The organism is Cupriavidus taiwanensis LMG 19424, from assembly GCF_000069785.1.
GTDB classification, from domain to species: Bacteria; Pseudomonadota; Gammaproteobacteria; order Burkholderiales; family Burkholderiaceae; genus Cupriavidus; species Cupriavidus taiwanensis.
Genome location: NC_010528.1, coordinates 1221920 through 1236218 on the forward strand (window position 1 = coordinate 1221920; position 14299 = coordinate 1236218).

The 14299-nt window shown below is 68.6% G+C and carries 15 protein-coding genes; 7 read left to right on the top strand and 8 right to left on the bottom strand.

All coding sequences use genetic code 11. The annotated features are described in order from the left end of the window. Positions 1 to 58: 58 nt before the first annotated feature. The 4 genes from RALTA_RS05680 to RALTA_RS05695 all read right to left on the bottom strand — a co-directional run bounded on the left by RALTA_RS05680 (position 59) and on the right by RALTA_RS05695 (position 2950). Positions 59 to 493, bottom strand: coding sequence for a universal stress protein (locus tag RALTA_RS05680; protein ID WP_012352481.1), 435 nt, complete (start codon positions 491 to 493; stop codon positions 59 to 61). Between the two features lie 79 nt (positions 494 to 572). Further along, positions 573 to 1682: a polyphosphate kinase 2 gene (gene ppk2 / locus RALTA_RS05685; RefSeq protein WP_012352482.1), complete on the bottom strand. Its 1110-nt coding sequence runs from the start codon at positions 1680 to 1682 to the stop codon at positions 573 to 575. A gap of 13 nt (positions 1683 to 1695) precedes the next feature. Continuing rightward, positions 1696 to 1911 (bottom strand): YdcH family protein, encoded by a 216-nt coding sequence (locus tag RALTA_RS05690; protein ID WP_012352483.1) that lies wholly within the window; start codon positions 1909 to 1911, stop codon positions 1696 to 1698. Between the two features lie 217 nt (positions 1912 to 2128). Further along, entirely contained in the window at positions 2129 to 2950 is an 822-nt protein-coding gene (locus tag RALTA_RS05695; RefSeq protein ID WP_012352484.1) for an inositol monophosphatase family protein, read from the bottom strand. A gap of 210 nt (positions 2951 to 3160) precedes the next feature. Here RALTA_RS05695 and RALTA_RS05700 point away from each other — a divergent pair, with 210 nt between their 5' ends. Together RALTA_RS05700 and cysE are read left to right on the top strand one after the other, a co-directional pair. Continuing rightward, positions 3161 to 3979 (top strand): RNA methyltransferase, encoded by an 819-nt coding sequence (locus RALTA_RS05700; RefSeq protein ID WP_012352485.1) that lies wholly within the window; start codon positions 3161 to 3163, stop codon positions 3977 to 3979. A gap of 303 nt (positions 3980 to 4282) precedes the next feature. Beyond that, positions 4283 to 5026, top strand: coding sequence for a serine O-acetyltransferase (gene cysE / locus RALTA_RS05705; RefSeq protein ID WP_041232314.1), 744 nt, complete (start codon positions 4283 to 4285; stop codon positions 5024 to 5026). A 42-nt stretch (positions 5027 to 5068) separates the two neighbouring features. Here cysE and RALTA_RS05710 read toward each other — a convergent pair whose 3' ends face one another. The 4 genes from RALTA_RS05710 to RALTA_RS05725 form a co-directional block, all read right to left on the bottom strand. Further along, entirely contained in the window at positions 5069 to 5866 is a 798-nt protein-coding gene (locus RALTA_RS05710) for a UDP-2,3-diacylglucosamine diphosphatase (protein ID WP_012352487.1), read from the bottom strand. A 66-nt stretch (positions 5867 to 5932) separates the two neighbouring features. Further along, the gene (locus RALTA_RS05715) at positions 5933 to 6433 is read right to left on the bottom strand and encodes a peptidylprolyl isomerase (protein ID WP_012352488.1); all 501 of its coding nucleotides are present in this window, start codon (positions 6431 to 6433) and stop codon (positions 5933 to 5935) included. Between the two features lie 22 nt (positions 6434 to 6455). After that, positions 6456 to 7040, bottom strand: coding sequence for a peptidylprolyl isomerase (locus RALTA_RS05720; protein WP_012352489.1), 585 nt, complete (start codon positions 7038 to 7040; stop codon positions 6456 to 6458). 68 nt (positions 7041 to 7108) lie between these two features. After that, positions 7109 to 7834 (bottom strand): tetratricopeptide repeat protein, encoded by a 726-nt coding sequence (locus tag RALTA_RS05725; RefSeq protein ID WP_025582224.1) that lies wholly within the window; start codon positions 7832 to 7834, stop codon positions 7109 to 7111. A 294-nt stretch (positions 7835 to 8128) separates the two neighbouring features. Between RALTA_RS05725 and cysS the strand changes: the two genes are divergently transcribed. The 5 genes from cysS to RALTA_RS05750 all read left to right on the top strand — a co-directional run bounded on the left by cysS (position 8129) and on the right by RALTA_RS05750 (position 14282). Continuing rightward, positions 8129 to 9517: a cysteine--tRNA ligase gene (gene cysS / locus RALTA_RS05730; protein ID WP_012352491.1), complete on the top strand. Its 1389-nt coding sequence runs from the start codon at positions 8129 to 8131 to the stop codon at positions 9515 to 9517. Next, positions 9514 to 10365 (top strand): DNA-3-methyladenine glycosylase family protein, encoded by an 852-nt coding sequence (locus RALTA_RS05735; protein WP_025582222.1) that lies wholly within the window; start codon positions 9514 to 9516, stop codon positions 10363 to 10365. The genes cysS and RALTA_RS05735 overlap by 4 nt, the downstream gene beginning before the upstream one ends. 115 nt (positions 10366 to 10480) lie before the next feature. Then, positions 10481 to 11452 carry an acetyl-CoA carboxylase carboxyltransferase subunit alpha gene (locus RALTA_RS05740; RefSeq protein ID WP_012352493.1) on the top strand — a complete coding sequence of 324 codons (972 nt, stop codon included), beginning with the start codon at positions 10481 to 10483 and terminating at the stop codon, positions 11450 to 11452. Then, positions 11418 to 12872, top strand: coding sequence for a tRNA lysidine(34) synthetase TilS (gene tilS / locus RALTA_RS05745; protein WP_354005878.1), 1455 nt, complete (start codon positions 11418 to 11420; stop codon positions 12870 to 12872). Before RALTA_RS05740 ends, tilS begins: the two co-directional genes overlap by 35 nt. A 156-nt stretch (positions 12873 to 13028) precedes the next feature. Then, positions 13029 to 14282 (top strand): aspartate kinase, encoded by a 1254-nt coding sequence (locus RALTA_RS05750; protein ID WP_012352495.1) that lies wholly within the window; start codon positions 13029 to 13031, stop codon positions 14280 to 14282. Positions 14283 to 14299 lie beyond the last annotated feature (17 nt).

A 14299-nucleotide genomic window follows, 5' to 3' on the forward strand; every position in this document is an offset into this window, starting at 1 on the left:
ATATGGTACAGCACGGTGGCGACGCCGAAGGGTCGCAGACCCCTGTGGCGGCCCGGGATCAGCGGAACACCAGCACCGGAATATCGCTATGGGTCAGCACCTTCTGCGTTTCGCTGCCCAGCAGCAGCCCGCTGAGGCCGCGGCGGCCATGCGAGGCCATGAAGATGACATCGCAGCCCAGGTCCCTGGCGGCATGGATGATGCCCTGGTACGGCGCCGACGCGCTGGAGACGTGGCCGGTGCATGGCACGCCGGCCAGCGCGGCCGCGGACTCGACCTTGGCCAGTTCCTGGCGCGCATCGGCTTGCACGCGCTGCTGGTACGCGTCGCGCTTTTCGTGCGAGCTGTCGCTGGTCAGCACATACGGATAGCTCTCCACGCACATGTAGGGCGTGAGCCGTGCCGCCGATGTGCGGGCGAACTGGATGGCGGCGGAGACCGCCCGGTGCGACAGCTCCGAGCCGTCGACGGGGAGCAGGATGTGCTTGAACATGGCGTCCTTTTTATGTTGTGTGTGGCGAATGGCGCGAAGCGGGCGAGCGCGGGCGGCATCCTATGCTGCCGCGCCGCGTTCAGTTGGCCAGCGCGCGCCCGACGATCAGCGGATCCGGCTGGCCGATGGCGGTGGTGTCGCGGTTGGCATACGGGAAGCGCGACAGGATGTAGCGCAGTGCATTGAGCCGCGCGCGCTTCTTGCAATCGGAGCGGATCACCGTCCATGGCGCATCGGCGGTATCGGTATGCGCGAACATGGCCTCCTTGGCGCGGGTGTAGTCGTCCCATTTGTCGAGCGAGGCCACGTCGACCGGGCTGAGCTTCCATTGCTTGAGCGGATGGATCTCGCGCTCGCGGAAGCGCCGGCGCTGCTCCTTCTGGCTTACCGAGAACCAGAACTTGAACAGGTGGATGCCGCTGCGCACCAGGTGCCGCTCGAAATCCGGCGCCTGCTGCAGGAAGTCCTGGTATTCGCGCGCCGAGCAAAAGCCCATCACATGCTCGACGCCGGCGCGGTTGTACCAGGAGCGGTCGAACAGCACGATCTCTCCCGCGGACGGCAGGTGCTGCACGTAGCGCTGGAAGTACCATTGCCCGCGTTCGGCCTCGGTAGGCTTTTCCAGCGCCACCACGCGGGCGCCGCGCGGGTTCATGTGTTCCATGAAGCGTTTGATGGTACCGCCCTTGCCGGCGGCGTCGCGGCCTTCGAACAGGATCACCACGCGCTGGCCGGTCTCGCGCACCCAGGCCTGGAACTTGAGCAGTTCCACCTGCAGGCGGTACTTCTGCTTCTCGTAATTGCGCCGCGACATCAGGTTCTGGTACGGGTAGGCGCCTTCGCGCCAGCCGGCGGACAGTTCGTCGTCCGGGTGGCGCTGGCGGCCAGCCTGCCAGGCGGCGGGATCGCCTTCGAGGATCAGGCTGCGCAATTGCGCGGCCTCGTCCGGCGCCAGGCCGTCGAGCAGCGTGCGGATGGCGCCAAGCATGCCGGTGCCATCGCCGGCCTGGCTGGCCAGGATGTCCTGCATGCCGCCTGCCGCCAGTTGCACGGCGGCTTCGACGGCGCTGTCGACTTCATTGCGCTGGGCCGACAGCGCGGAGCGGGTGGGCAGCACATCGCCGCGGGCCGTGGCGCGGGGCCGTGTCGCGCCCGGAGTGCGCGAGGTCTGGAGGTTGGGGTCGGTCATCTGCGCGCCTCCGTCAGGCGGCGGTGCGGCGCAGGATTTGATAGAGCTGGTCCTTGAGCAGCAGCTTCTCTTTTTTCAGCCGCTCGATTTCGAACGTGGAAGCCGGCACCAGGCCGCGCTCCATGTTGTGGATTTCCTGATCGAGCGAATTGTGGCGGTGGAACAGCCGCGCAAAGTGCGCGTCTTGGGTCTTCAGGGTGCTGATCTGGTCGCGGTACTCGGGAAACATGCTGGCTCTCCTGTGGCTGGATCCGCGCGCACATGGCGTGGCGCATGGATTCATTCTGGTGAGCGCAGGGCGGCGCGGCCTTGACCAGGATCATGGCTCGCCGGGGAATGAGACGAGGCCGCGTTGGGCAACGCACGTGCATGCGGCCCCGTAAAAACAAACGCCCGCCGGAATGCGGCGGGCGGGCTGGCATGGCCGCTCAGGCCATCAGCGGGATTCAGGCCGAGGCGGGCTTGGCGTTGTCCAGCGAGTACGGCGACAGCAGGCGCACCATCTGGGCAAAGGCCTTGGGGTTGCCGGCCAGCACTTCGCCTTGTTCCATCTGGCGCGGCTCGCCGGCATAGTTGCCCACCAGCCCGCCCGATTCGGTGATCAGCAGCATGCCGGCGGCCATGTCCCACGGCTGCAGGCCGCGCTCGAAGAAGCCGTCGAGGCGGCCGCAGGCCACGTAGGCCAGGTCCAGCGCCGCGGCGCCCGGGCGACGCAGGCCGGCGCAGCTGCGCGTCATCAGCGCGAAGATCTCGAGGTACTCGTCCACGCCTTCCAGGTCGCGGAACGGGAAGCCGGTGCCGATCAGGCAGTCGGCCAGCTTGTCGCGGCGGGTGACGCGGATGCGGCGGTTGTTCAGGAAGGCGCCGGCGCCCTTGGTGGCGGTGAACAGTTCGTCGCGGGTCGGGTCATAGACCACCGCCTGCACCGGCGTGCCGCGGTGCAGCTGGGCGATCGAGACCGCGTATTGCGGGAAGCCGTGGATGAAGTTGGTGGTGCCGTCGAGCGGGTCGATCACCCAGGTGTATTCATGGCCGGCTTCGTCTTCGGCCCAGGACTGGCCGGACTCTTCCGCTAGAATGCCGTGTTCCGGGTAGGCGGTGCGCAGGACCTCGATGATCGCGGCTTCAGCGGCGCGGTCCACCTCGGTAACGAAATCGTTGTGTTGCTTGCGCGAGACGCGCACCAGATCGACGTCGAGCGACGCGCGGTTGATGATGGATCCCGCCTTGCGGGCCGCCTTGATGGCGATATTGAGCATCGGATGCATGAATCTCTCCAGGCCGGCCACGATGCGGCGGGGCGCCAAAGCGCCGCACGCCCGCTCATGGGCAGCTGACAACACAACGGATTGTAGAAGAACGTGGGACGTCGCCTGGACTGAATGGCCTTGCCGCGGGACGCCCTGTAGATGTGTCGAGAACGCCTCGCGGGCAAGGATAAACCTGGCGCCGCGCCAAAGAAGAACCCCGAATTGTATATGAACCCGGCAATTGATACGAGCCAGACCGCCATGCCACCCGACGGCGGCGACGCCTTCGGCCGCGTGCGCTTCGTGCTGGTGGAAACCAGCCATCCCGGCAACGTGGGCTCGGTGGCGCGGGCCATCAAGACCATGGGCTTCGGCAGCCTGGTGCTGGTGTCGCCACGCGAGCCGGAGGTGCTGCGGCATCCCGATGCCGTGGCCATGGCCAGCGGCGCCGACGACGTGCTGGCCGCCGCGGTGATCGTCGACGGGGTGGACGCGGCCCTGGCCGGGGCCGCGCTGACCGTCGCCATGACCGCGCGCCAGCGCGAGTTCGGGCCGCCGCGGCTGCTGCCGCGTGCCGCCGCCGCGCGGGCGCGCCAGACGCTGGGCGGCAGCGGCGACGTGGCGTTCGTGTTCGGCAACGAGCGCTACGGCCTGCCCAACGAGGTGGTGGAGCGCTGCAACGCCGTGACCCATATCCCCGCCAATCCCGCCTATGCCTCGCTGAACCTGGCGCAGGCGGTGCAGCTGGTCGCCTACGAGATGCGGCTGACGCTGCTGGACGCCGCCCCGGACGCGGGCGCCAATATCGGCTATGCTGGCGAGCCGGCCACGGCGGAACAGGTCGAGGCCATGTTCGGCCACCTGCAGACCGGGCTGGAGGCGATCGGATTTCTCGATCCGTCCAACCCCCGCAAGCTGATGACCCGGCTGCGCCGCCTGCTGGCGCGCAGCGGCCTCGAGCGCGAGGAAGTGAACATCCTGCGCGGCATCGCCAAGCACATGCTGATTGCCGCGCAGAACCCGTCTGGCCCGCAAGCCGACCGGTGACAGGAGCAAAGGACTGTGGCAGCAACCCGTAGCGATGCGATGTGGGACCAGGACGGTGCATGCCGATGCGGCGTGGCCGGATGTCCCGCCGCCGCGGGCTCGCGCATGCCCGGTCGATGTTGATCGCAGCATCGCAGCAATGTCCCTGGCGGATCAGGGGCCAAATGCCGGTGCCGCAGGGCGGGCCGGCAAATCCCTTACACTCCTGATCCTCTTCACCGGCCCCCGACCGCGCCGGCGACCCTGCCCCGGGCCCAGGCCCGCGTGGCGCGGCGCACGGCGCGGCACCACGACACGACCAAGATGTTCTCTCGCCTGAAGGAAGATATCGACACGATCATGCTGCGCGATCCCGCCGCGCGCAGCCGCCTCGAAGTCCTGACCTGCTACCCGGGCCTGCACGCGGTGCTGCTGCACCGGCTGGCGCACGCATGCTGGCGCGCGGGGCTTCACTGGCTGGGCCGCTGGATTTCGCACTGGTCGCGCTTTTTTACCGGCATCGAGATCCATCCCGCGGCGACGCTGGGCCGGCGCGTGTTCATCGACCACGGCATGGGCGTGGTCATCGGCGAAACCGCGCAGATCGGCGACGACTGCACCATCTACCAGGGCGTGACGCTGGGCGGCACGTCGCTGTACAAGGGCCAGAAACGGCATCCGACCCTCGGGGCCGGCGTGGTGGTCAGCGCCGGCGCCAAGGTGCTGGGCGGGTTCGTGGTGGGCGACGGCGCGCGCGTGGGCTCCAATGCGGTGGTGCTCAAGCCGGTGCCGCCAGGCGCGACCGCGGTCGGCATCCCGGCCCGCATCATCCTGCCGGATGCGCCGTCGGTGCAGCAGGGTGCCAAGCAGGAGTTCTCGGCCTACGGCATCACGCCCAACGCCGACGACCCGGTGTCGCTGGCGCTCAAGAGCCTGATCGACAATGCCGCGCTCCAGCATGACCGCATCGAGGCCGTGCTGGCCGCGCTCGACCGGCTTGGCGAACACCTGGAGAACACGCCGAACGATCCGTTCGATGCCAGCGAGCTGCGCAAGCTGATGAAATAACGGCGTGCCGGCACGGGCTGCGCCGCTGGCCCGCGGTGCCGCTCAGTCGGTCTGCGGCAGCAGCCGGAAACCGTCACGGTCCAGCTGCAGCACCGCGGCGCGCGGATGCGCGCCATCCAGGTCCCAGTCGGTCAGCACCCAGCGCACGCCTGCACCGTCTTCGTGGCGGGCAGGGCGATGGGTATGGCCATGGATCAGCAGCGACGCGCCGGCGGCGCCGAGCAACTCGGCCGCCGCCGCTGGGGCCACATCCCCATAGACCACCGGCACCGCCGCGCCGGCGCTGCGTTGCCTGGCGCGGTTGCCTTCGCTGTCCGCGCGCAGCTTGCGGGCCACCGCCAGGCGAGCGCGCAGCGGCAGCGCCAGGAACACGCGCTGCACCCAGCGCTTGCGGGTCCAGCGGCGAAAGCGGTTGTAGCGTTCGTCGTCGATGCACAGCATGTCGCCGTGGCTCAGCACGACGCGCTGGCCGGCGCAATCGATCAAGGTGGGGTCGGGCAGCAGCGTGGCGCCCGCGGCGCCGGCAAAGCGGCGGCCCAGCAGGAAGTCGCGGTTGCCGTGCATCAGGTACACCGCCACGCCGCGCGCGGACAGTGTGCGCAGCGCCAGCGCCACGCGTTGCGCGAACGGCGCGTCGGTTTCTTCGTCGCCGACCCAGAATTCAAAGAAGTCGCCCAGGATGAACAGCGTGCGCGCCTGCGCTGCGGCGCGCTCGAGCGTGCGCTCGAAGGCCGCTAGCGTGCGCGGCATGCCGGGCGTCAGATGCAGGTCGGAAATGAACCACGCCGGCGCCTGTACCTCGAGGGGACCGGCCACCGGCGTGTGGGAGATTGCGGTCATGCGTGGTGTCGGGAAAAAAAGGCCGGCACGCGCGCGCGCACGGTACCGCAATCGGCAGGCATCGGCTTATTCGACGACGACGGCCTTCTCGATCACGACGTCTTCCAGCGGCACGTCCTGGTGGAAGCCCGAGCTGCCGGTACGCACGCCCTTGATCTGCTCGACCACGTCGGTGCCGTCGACGACCTTGCCGAACACGGCATAGCCGAAGCCCTGCGGGGTCGGCGACGAAAAGTTGAGGAAGTCGTTGTCGACCACGTTGATGAAGAACTGCGCGGTGGCCGAGTGCGGCGCATTGGTGCGCGCCATCGCCACGGTGTAGCGGTCGTTCTTCAGGCCGTTGCCGGCTTCGTTCTCGATCGGGGCGTCGGTGTCCTTCTGCTTCATGCCGGGTTCGAAGCCGCCGCCCTGGATCATGAAGTTCTTGATCACGCGGTGGAAGATGGTGTTGTCGTAGTGGCCCTTGCGGACATACGACAGGAAGTTCTCAACCGTTTTCGGGGCCTTCTCGGCGTCGAGTTCCAGGGTGATCACACCCTTGTTGGTCTGGAGCTGTACCTTGGACATGGCGGTTTCCTCTGTTCGGTAATTATTTGACGACGGTGGCCGACTCGATCACGATCGGCGCGGCCGGCACGTTGCGCATCGGGCCGTAGGCCGTGGTCGGCACGGACTTGATCTTGTCGATCGTGTCCATGCCTTCCACCACCTTGCCGAAGACGGCATAGCCATTGCCGTCCGGCTGCGGGTAGTCGAGATTCGGATTATCCACCACATTGACGAAGAACTGCGCGGTGGCCGAGTCCGGGTTGCTGGTGCGCGCCATGGCAACCGTGCCGGCCTTGTTCTTGAGGCCGTTGCGGGCTTCCAGCGGGATCGGCGCGCGCGTGGGCTTTTCCTTCATGTCGCGGTCAAAGCCGCCGCCCTGCACCATGAAGCCGTTGATCACGCGGTGGAAGATGGTGCCACTGTAGAAGCCGCTCTTCACATATTCCAGGAAGTTCGCGACGGTCTTGGGCGCTGCCTCGGGATAGAGCTCGACCGTGAACTTGCCGGCGCTGGTGACGAACTGGACGCGCTCGGCGGCCTTCTGCTGGGCCAGCGCGCTGAACGAAGACAGCGCCAGGGTGCCGGCGGCCAGGCCGGCCAGCAGGATGCGACGGGAACGGATCATGAATGGAACTCCGGTAAGTCGGGATGGACACGGCCCGGGCATGGCGCGCCGGGCCAGCGGATGGAGGGTCAGTTCGCCGCCGGGGCGCTGGCCGGAGACTGGCGTCCGCCCGGCGCCGCCTTGCGGCCGGTGGCCGCTGGCGCGGCCGGCTTCGGTGGCGCTGCCACGGCGGAGGCCGGGGCCAGTTGGCGCAGGCCGGCGCTGGCGCGGGCATCGCCCGGATTGCGGCGCAGGGCCTCGGTGTAGGCCTGCTCGGCCAGGCGGCGGTAGACGTCGCCCAGGTTGGTGTAGCCGACCGCGAAGGCCGGCTTGACCTCGGTGGCCAGCAGCAGTTCGGCTTCGGCGCGCTTCAGGTCGCCGCGCTTGGCATAAAGCAGTGCCAGGTTGTTGTGCGGCTCGGGCAGTTCGGGAAAGTCCTGCGCCATCTCGCTGAAGGCCTGGATCGCTTCGTCCTCGCGGCCCGCCTGGGCCAGCGCCCAGGCCCGCTGGAAGCGGGCCTGCGCATTGCGCGGATTGGTGGCAAGCACGCGGTCGAAGCCCTTGATGGCGTCCTCGTAGCGGCGCGCATTGGCGGCTTGCTGGGCCTCGCCCATGCCCGGGTCGGTCGACTGGATGCCGCCGACCGGCGAGGTCGGCACCGCCAGCGACAGCGGGCCGTTCTGCGCGGACGCGGGGCCTGCCAGCGCCGCGGCCAGCGCCAGCAGCGGCACGACGGTGCGAGATCCGCGCCGGCGCATGCGTGCAGCGGTGGCGGCGTGGACAGCAAAAAACGGGGAGGGCAGCGGCAGGCTCATTGAGGACGGGTCCGTTATACTCCGCGGCATTCTAGCAAAGCGGCAAGTGCGGCACGAAGGCGGTGCCGCGGCGGCCAGGTGTGCGGGGCCATGCGCGGGCTCCATGCGCGGGCTCCATGCGCGGCTTCCATGCGCGCCGGCGCGCCGGGCCGCGTCGCCGACTCGCGCACTGCCTTCCGGTAAGATATGGGGCGCGACGGCATTGCGCCAGTGGCGGCGTGCGCGCCGGCGGCCATGGCCCGCGTTGCCTGCCGGGCGAACCCGGCAGACTCCTCTCACCACTCACTTCGTTTCATGCAGCCCCTGAACATCTACAACACGCTCGCGCGTGAGAAACAGCCATTCGTGCCAATCGAACCCGGCAAGGTCCGCATGTATGTGTGCGGCATGACCGTGTACGACTACTGCCACGTCGGCCACGCGCGCGTGATGGTGGTGTTCGACATGGTGCACCGGTGGTTGCGCGCCGCCGGCTACGAGGTGACGTATGTGCAGAACATCACCGACATCGACGACAAGATCATCCGCCGCGCGGTAGAGAACGGTGAGACCATCGGCGAGCTGACCACGCGCTTCATCCAGTACATGCACGAGGATGCCGCGGCACTGGGCGTGATCCGTCCCGACCACGAGCCGCGCGCCACCGACTACGTGCCGCAGATGCTCGACATGATCGGCAAGCTCGAGGCCAAGGGCCTGGCCTACCAGGCCAGCGACGGCGACGTGAACTACTCGGTGCGCAAGTTCGACGGCTACGGCAAGCTGTCCGGCAAGTCGCTCGAAGACCTGCGCGCCGGCGAGCGCGTCAGCGCCAACGATGCCAAGCAGGACCCGCTCGACTTCGTGCTGTGGAAATCCGCCAAGGCCAGCGAGCCGCCCGAGAGCAAGTGGGACTCGAAGTGGGGCGCCGGCCGCCCCGGCTGGCACATTGAATGCTCCGCGATGAGCTGCGCGCTGCTGGGCGAGCATTTCGACATCCATGGCGGCGGGGCGGACCTGCAGTTCCCGCACCACGAGAACGAGATCGCGCAGTCCGAAGGCGCCAGCGGCAAGCCCTTCGTCAACCTGTGGATGCACAACGGCTTCGTGCGCATCAACGACGAGAAAATGTCCAAGTCGCTTGGCAATTTTTTCACCATCCGCGAGGTGCTGAAGGCGTACGACGCCGAGGTCGTGCGCTTCTTCATCCTGCGCGCGCACTACCGCAGCCCGCTGAACTACAGCGACGCCCACCTGGACGATGCGCGCCACGCGCTGACGCGCCTGTACACGGCGCTGAAGGACAGCCAGCCGGGCGGCTGCGCGGTGGACTGGGACGAGCCGCACGCGAAGCGCTTTGCCGAGGCCATGGGCGACGACTTCAACACGCCGATCGCGATGTCGGTGCTGTTCGACCTGGCCAGCGAGATCAACCGCACCGGCTCGACCGCGGCCGCGCGCCAGCTCAAGGGGCTGGCCGGCACGCTGGGCTTGCTCGAGCGTGACCCGCATACCTTCCTGCAGGGCGGCAAGTCCGCCGACGGCCCGTCGCCGGACGAGATCGAGAAGCTGATCGCGGCGCGCAAGGCCGCCAAGGCCGAGCGCAACTTCGCCGAGGCGGACCGGATCCGCGCCCAGCTGCTGGAAGCGGGCATCGTGCTGGAAGACAAGCCGGGCGGTGCCACCGAGTGGAGGCGTGCTTGAACGCTGCCGCGCGCAAGCCCGCTACCGCCACGCCGCCCGCCACCGCGGGCCGGGCGAAGGCGGCCGGCCCGCGCCCGGGCAAGGCCGGCGCCAGGGAGGCGCCGCTGCCCGACGGCAAGGACACCAGCAAGGACACGACGCGGCCTGCTGCCAGGGCCGCGCGCAACGCCAAGGCCGTGCTGCCGGAAGCCGAGGCGGTGCCGCTGCCGGTCGAGACCGTCGCCGATGCCGTGCGCCCGGCGTACTGGGACGAGGCGTGCGCCGACCTGATGAAGCGCGACCGCATCCTGCGCAAGATGATCCCGACCTATGGCCCCGCGCACCTGGTCTCGCGCGGCGACCCGTTCGTCACGCTGGCGCGCGCGGTGGTGGGCCAGCAGATCTCGGTCAAGGCGGCGCAGTCGGTATGGGAGCGCCTGCACGCGGTCTGCCCCCGGCTGGCGCCGGCGCAGTTCCTGCGCGCCGGCCCCGAGAAGCTGGCGGGCTGCGGCGTGTCCAAGCGTAAGGCGGAATACCTGATCGACCTGGCCGCGCACTTCAAGGCCGGCACGGTCCATGTCGCGCAGTGGGCGCAGATGGACGACGAGGCCGTCATCGCCGAGCTGACCCAGATCCGCGGCATCGGCCGCTGGACCGCCGAGATGTTCCTGATGTTCAACCTGATGCGGCCCAATGTGCTGCCGCTCGATGACGTGGGCCTGATCAACGCGATCTCGGCCAATTACTTCAGCGGCGAGCCGGTCACGCGCAGCGAGGCGCGCGAGGTGGCGGCCAATTGGGAACCGTGGCGTACCGTGGCCACCTGGTATATGTGGCGCAGCCTCGACCCGTTGCCAGTGACGTATTAGGCATCACGGCAATAAAAATTAACTTCGGGTGCATTGCAGGCTATCTGGCAGGCGCTAAGATAGCGGCCAATTTCCGGTAGAATGCGCCCCTTCACAGACAGGTACGTGTGATTTTATGAAAACCACCTTCCTGGATTTTGAGCAGCCCATTGCCGAACTCGAGGCAAAGATCGAAGAACTGCGCTTCGTGCAGGACGATTCGGCTGTCGACATTTCCGAAGAGATTTCGCGGCTGGCCGGCAAGAGCCAGCAGCTGACCAAAGACATCTATGCCAACCTGACCCCGTGGCAGGTTGCGCAAATCGCCCGCCACCCCCAGCGCCCCTACACGCTGGACTACGTGCGCGAGATCTTTACCGATTTCCACGAACTGCACGGCGACCGCACCTTTGCCGACGACCTGTCGATCATCGGCGGCCTGGCGCGCTTCAATGGCCAGTCGTGCATGGTGATCGGCCACCAGAAGGGCCGCGACACGAAAGAGCGCGCCATGCGCAATTTCGGCATGCCCAAGCCCGAGGGCTACCGCAAGGCCAAGCGCCTGATGGAGCTGGCCGACAAGTTCGGGCTGCCGATCTTCACCTTCGTCGACACCCCGGGCGCGTTCCCGGGCATCGACGCCGAAGAGCGCGGCCAGTCCGAGGCCATCGGCCACAACCTGTATGTGATGGCCGGCCTGAGGGTGCCGCTGATCGCCACCATCATCGGCGAGGGCGGTTCGGGCGGCGCGCTGGCGATTGCCGTCGGCGACGTGGTGCAGATGCTGCAGTTCGCCACCTACGCGGTGATCTCGCCCGAAGGCTGTGCCTCGATCCTGTGGAAGACCGCCGAGAAGGCGCCCGAAGCCGCCGAGGCGCTGGGCCTGACGGCGCATCGCCTGAAGGCGCTGGGCCTGATCGACAAGATCGTGAGCGAGCCGCTGGGCGGCGCGCACCGCGACTACAAGGGCATGGCGGCGCTGCTCAAGCGCTCGCTGGCCGAGTCGCTGCGCCAGTTCCAGGGCATGAGCGTGAAGGAGTTGCAGGCGCGCCGCTACGAGCGCCTGCTGGCCTATGGCAAGTTCAAGGAAACCGGCGCCCAGGACTGACCCGTCCGCCCGGCTGACCGACAAGGTCGCACAGGCCCTGCAGGCCGGTGCGGCCTTTGTTGTTTCTGGCGCCGCCGCCGCGGCGGCGCCGACGGTCGCGGTGGCACTGTCGGGCGGGCGCGACTCGGTCGCGCTGCTGCACGCCGCGCGCGCCGCCGTGGCGCAGGCGGGCGATGGCGCACGCGTGGTGGCGCTGCACGTCCACCACGGGCTGCAGGCCGAAGCCGACGAGTGGGACCGCTTCTGCGCCGCGCTGTGCGCGCAGTGGCAGGTGGGCTATTTCGTGCGGCGCGTGTCGGTGCGGCCGGCGGCGGGCGAGGGCGTCGAGGCGGCCGCGCGCCGCGCGCGCTATGCCGCGCTGGCGGCGATGTGCGCCGACAGCGGCGCGCGCCTGCTGCTGTTCGCCCACCACCAGGACGACCAGGTCGAGACCGTGCTGCTGCGGCTGTTCCGCGGCGCCGGCGTGGCCGGCATGGCGGGCATGCCGGCGATGCGCCCGCTGGATCCGCGCAGCGGCGTGATGCTGCTGCGTCCATGGCTGGACGAACCCCGCGCCGGCATCGAGGATTACTGCGCCGCCAATGCACTGCGGTGGGTCGACGACCCGTCCAATGCCGACGGCCGCTACGCGCGCAACGCGTTGCGCCAGCAACTGCCGGCGCTGCAGGCGGCGTTTCCGGCGCTGGCGGCCAACGTGGTGCAGGCGGCCGCGCATTTTGCCCAGGCCGGCGCGCTGATCGACCAGCTGGCCACCACTACGCTGGCCACGCTGGTGCGTGCCGGTCGCGACCCCGACACACTGTCTGAGCTCGACCTCCCCGGCCTGCGCGCCTTGCCTGGCGCGCAGGCCGATGCGGTACTGCGCCTGTGGCTGCGCGACCTCGGCGTGCGCGCCCCGTCCACCGCGCGGCTGGCGGCGATGCGCGAGCAACTGGTCGCGCACGCCGGCGGCGAGCCCGCCATCGCGCATGAGGGCCTGGTGCTGCGCCGTTTCCGTGATCGCGTGCTGGCCTGCGTGCCGCCGCCCGCGGCGGCGCCGGCGGCGGTGCTGCTGGACTGGCGCGGCGAGGCGCGCATCGTCGTGCCCGCCTGGCGCGGCGAACTCCATTTCTTCCGCGACGACAGCTTCGGCGTACCGGAGGCGGTGCTGCGGCAGCCGTTGCGCCTGGCCGCGCGCAGCGGCGGCGAACGCATCGTGCTGCGCCCCGGCGGCCCCGCCCGGGCGCTGAAGCAGGCCTGCCAGGAGGCCGGCATCCCGGCCTGGCGCCGGGCCTGGCTGCCGCTGCTGTGGGCCGGCGACACGCTGGTGCTGGCCGCCGGGCTGGGCATGCATCGCCGCTGGCCCGACGCCGCGCCGGCGCCGCGGTGGCGCGTGGCGTGGCATCCGCAGGCGCCGGCCGTGGCGACGCCGCCGCGATGACCGTGTCCGGAGGCGGCCACAGTGGTCGCCATGGCGATCCCGCCCGCCGCCGGCATCACATCCGGTCTGCCGTGCTTAACCCTCGTGCGCCTTGCCTGACCGGGCCGCTTCGTGTATTTTCAAGGGCTTTGCACAATCGCTGGCGTCGACAAGAAGATGGCTCTCATCGTTCACAAATACGGCGGCACTTCGATGGGTTCCACGGAACGCATCAAGAATGTCGCCAAGCGCGTGGCCAAGTGGCACCGCGCCGGTCACCGCGTAGTCGTGGTGCCTTCGGCCATGTCGGGCGAGACCAATCGCCTGCTGGGACTCGCCAAGGAAATTTCGCCCCAGCCCGATCCGCGTGAACTGGACATGCTCGCCTCCACCGGCGAACAGGCCAGCGTGGCGCTGCTGGCGATCGCGCTGCACGGCGAGGACATCGACGCCGTCAGCTACACCGGCTGGCAGGTCCCGGTGAAGACCGATTCGTCCTACACCAAGGCCCGCATCGAATCGATCGACGACGAGCGCATCCTGGCCGACCTCGACGCCGGCCGCGTGGTGGTGATTACCGGCTTCCAGGGCATCGACGACGACGGCAACATCACCACGCTGGGCCGCGGCGGCTCGGACACCTCGGCCGTGGCCATTGCCGCCGCCATCGAGGCCGACGAGTGCCTGATCTATACCGACGTCGACGGCGTCTACACCACTGACCCGCGCGTGGTCGAGGACGCCCGCCGCCTGGACCAGATCACCTTCGAGGAAATGCTGGAAATGGCCAGCCTCGGCTCCAAGGTGCTGCAGATCCGCTCGGTGGAATTCGCCGGCAAGTACCGCGTCAAGACCCGCGTGCTGTCGTCGCTGACCGACCCGCTTATGCCGCTCGAGCAGGAAATGCACTCGGGCACGCTGATCACTTTTGAGGAAGAAGACTCCACCATGGAAGCCGCTGTCATCTCCGGCATCGCCTTTGCCCGCGACGAAGCCAAGATCACCGTCCTGGGCGTGCCCGACAAGCCCGGCATCGCCTACCAGATCCTGGGCCCGGTCGCCGACGCCAATATCGACGTCGACATGATCATCCAGAACCAGTCCGTCGACGGCAAGACCGACTTCACCTTCACCGTGCCGCGCGGCGAGTACCAGCGCGCGCTGGCCATCCTGAACGATGGCGTGAAGGCGCACATCGGCGCCGGCAGCGTATCGGGCGACCCTAAGGTGTCGAAGGTGTCGGTGGTGGGCGTGGGCATGCGCTCGCACGTCGGCATCGCCAGCAAGATGTTCCGCACGCTGTCGGAAGAGGGCATCAACATCCAGATGATCTCCACCTCGGAAATCAAGATCTCGGTGCTGATCGACGAGAAGTACATGGAACTGGCCGTGCGCGCGCTGCACAAGGCCTTCGAACTGGAACAGGCGTGATCCGTTCGTAAGCTTTT

What these genes read in the sequence shown, in the direction of transcription:
- RALTA_RS05740 (WP_012352493.1), top strand. Translation starts at nt 10,481, where the DNA reads ATGAAAACCACCTTCCTGGATTTTGAGCAGCCCATTGCCGAACTCGAG.
- RALTA_RS05750 (WP_012352495.1), top strand. Translation starts at nt 13,029, where the DNA reads ATGGCTCTCATCGTTCACAAATACGGCGGCACTTCGATGGGTTCCACG.
- RALTA_RS05690 (WP_012352483.1), bottom strand. Translation starts at nt 1,911, where the DNA reads ATGTTTCCCGAGTACCGCGACCAGATCAGCACCCTGAAGACCCAAGAC.
- RALTA_RS05700 (WP_012352485.1), top strand. Translation starts at nt 3,161, where the DNA reads ATGAACCCGGCAATTGATACGAGCCAGACCGCCATGCCACCCGACGGC.
- cysS (WP_012352491.1), top strand. Translation starts at nt 8,129, where the DNA reads ATGCAGCCCCTGAACATCTACAACACGCTCGCGCGTGAGAAACAGCCA.
- RALTA_RS05710 (WP_012352487.1), bottom strand. Translation starts at nt 5,866, where the DNA reads ATGACCGCAATCTCCCACACGCCGGTGGCCGGTCCCCTCGAGGTACAG.
- tilS (WP_354005878.1), top strand. Translation starts at nt 11,418, where the DNA reads ATGGCAAGTTCAAGGAAACCGGCGCCCAGGACTGACCCGTCCGCCCGG.
- RALTA_RS05725 (WP_025582224.1), bottom strand. Translation starts at nt 7,834, where the DNA reads ATGAGCCTGCCGCTGCCCTCCCCGTTTTTTGCTGTCCACGCCGCCACC.
- ppk2 (WP_012352482.1), bottom strand. Translation starts at nt 1,682, where the DNA reads ATGACCGACCCCAACCTCCAGACCTCGCGCACTCCGGGCGCGACACGG.
- RALTA_RS05695 (WP_012352484.1), bottom strand. Translation starts at nt 2,950, where the DNA reads ATGCATCCGATGCTCAATATCGCCATCAAGGCGGCCCGCAAGGCGGGA.
- cysE (WP_041232314.1), top strand. Translation starts at nt 4,283, where the DNA reads ATGTTCTCTCGCCTGAAGGAAGATATCGACACGATCATGCTGCGCGAT.
- RALTA_RS05680 (WP_012352481.1), bottom strand. Translation starts at nt 493, where the DNA reads ATGTTCAAGCACATCCTGCTCCCCGTCGACGGCTCGGAGCTGTCGCAC.
- RALTA_RS05715 (WP_012352488.1), bottom strand. Translation starts at nt 6,433, where the DNA reads ATGTCCAAGGTACAGCTCCAGACCAACAAGGGTGTGATCACCCTGGAA.
- RALTA_RS05720 (WP_012352489.1), bottom strand. Translation starts at nt 7,040, where the DNA reads ATGATCCGTTCCCGTCGCATCCTGCTGGCCGGCCTGGCCGCCGGCACC.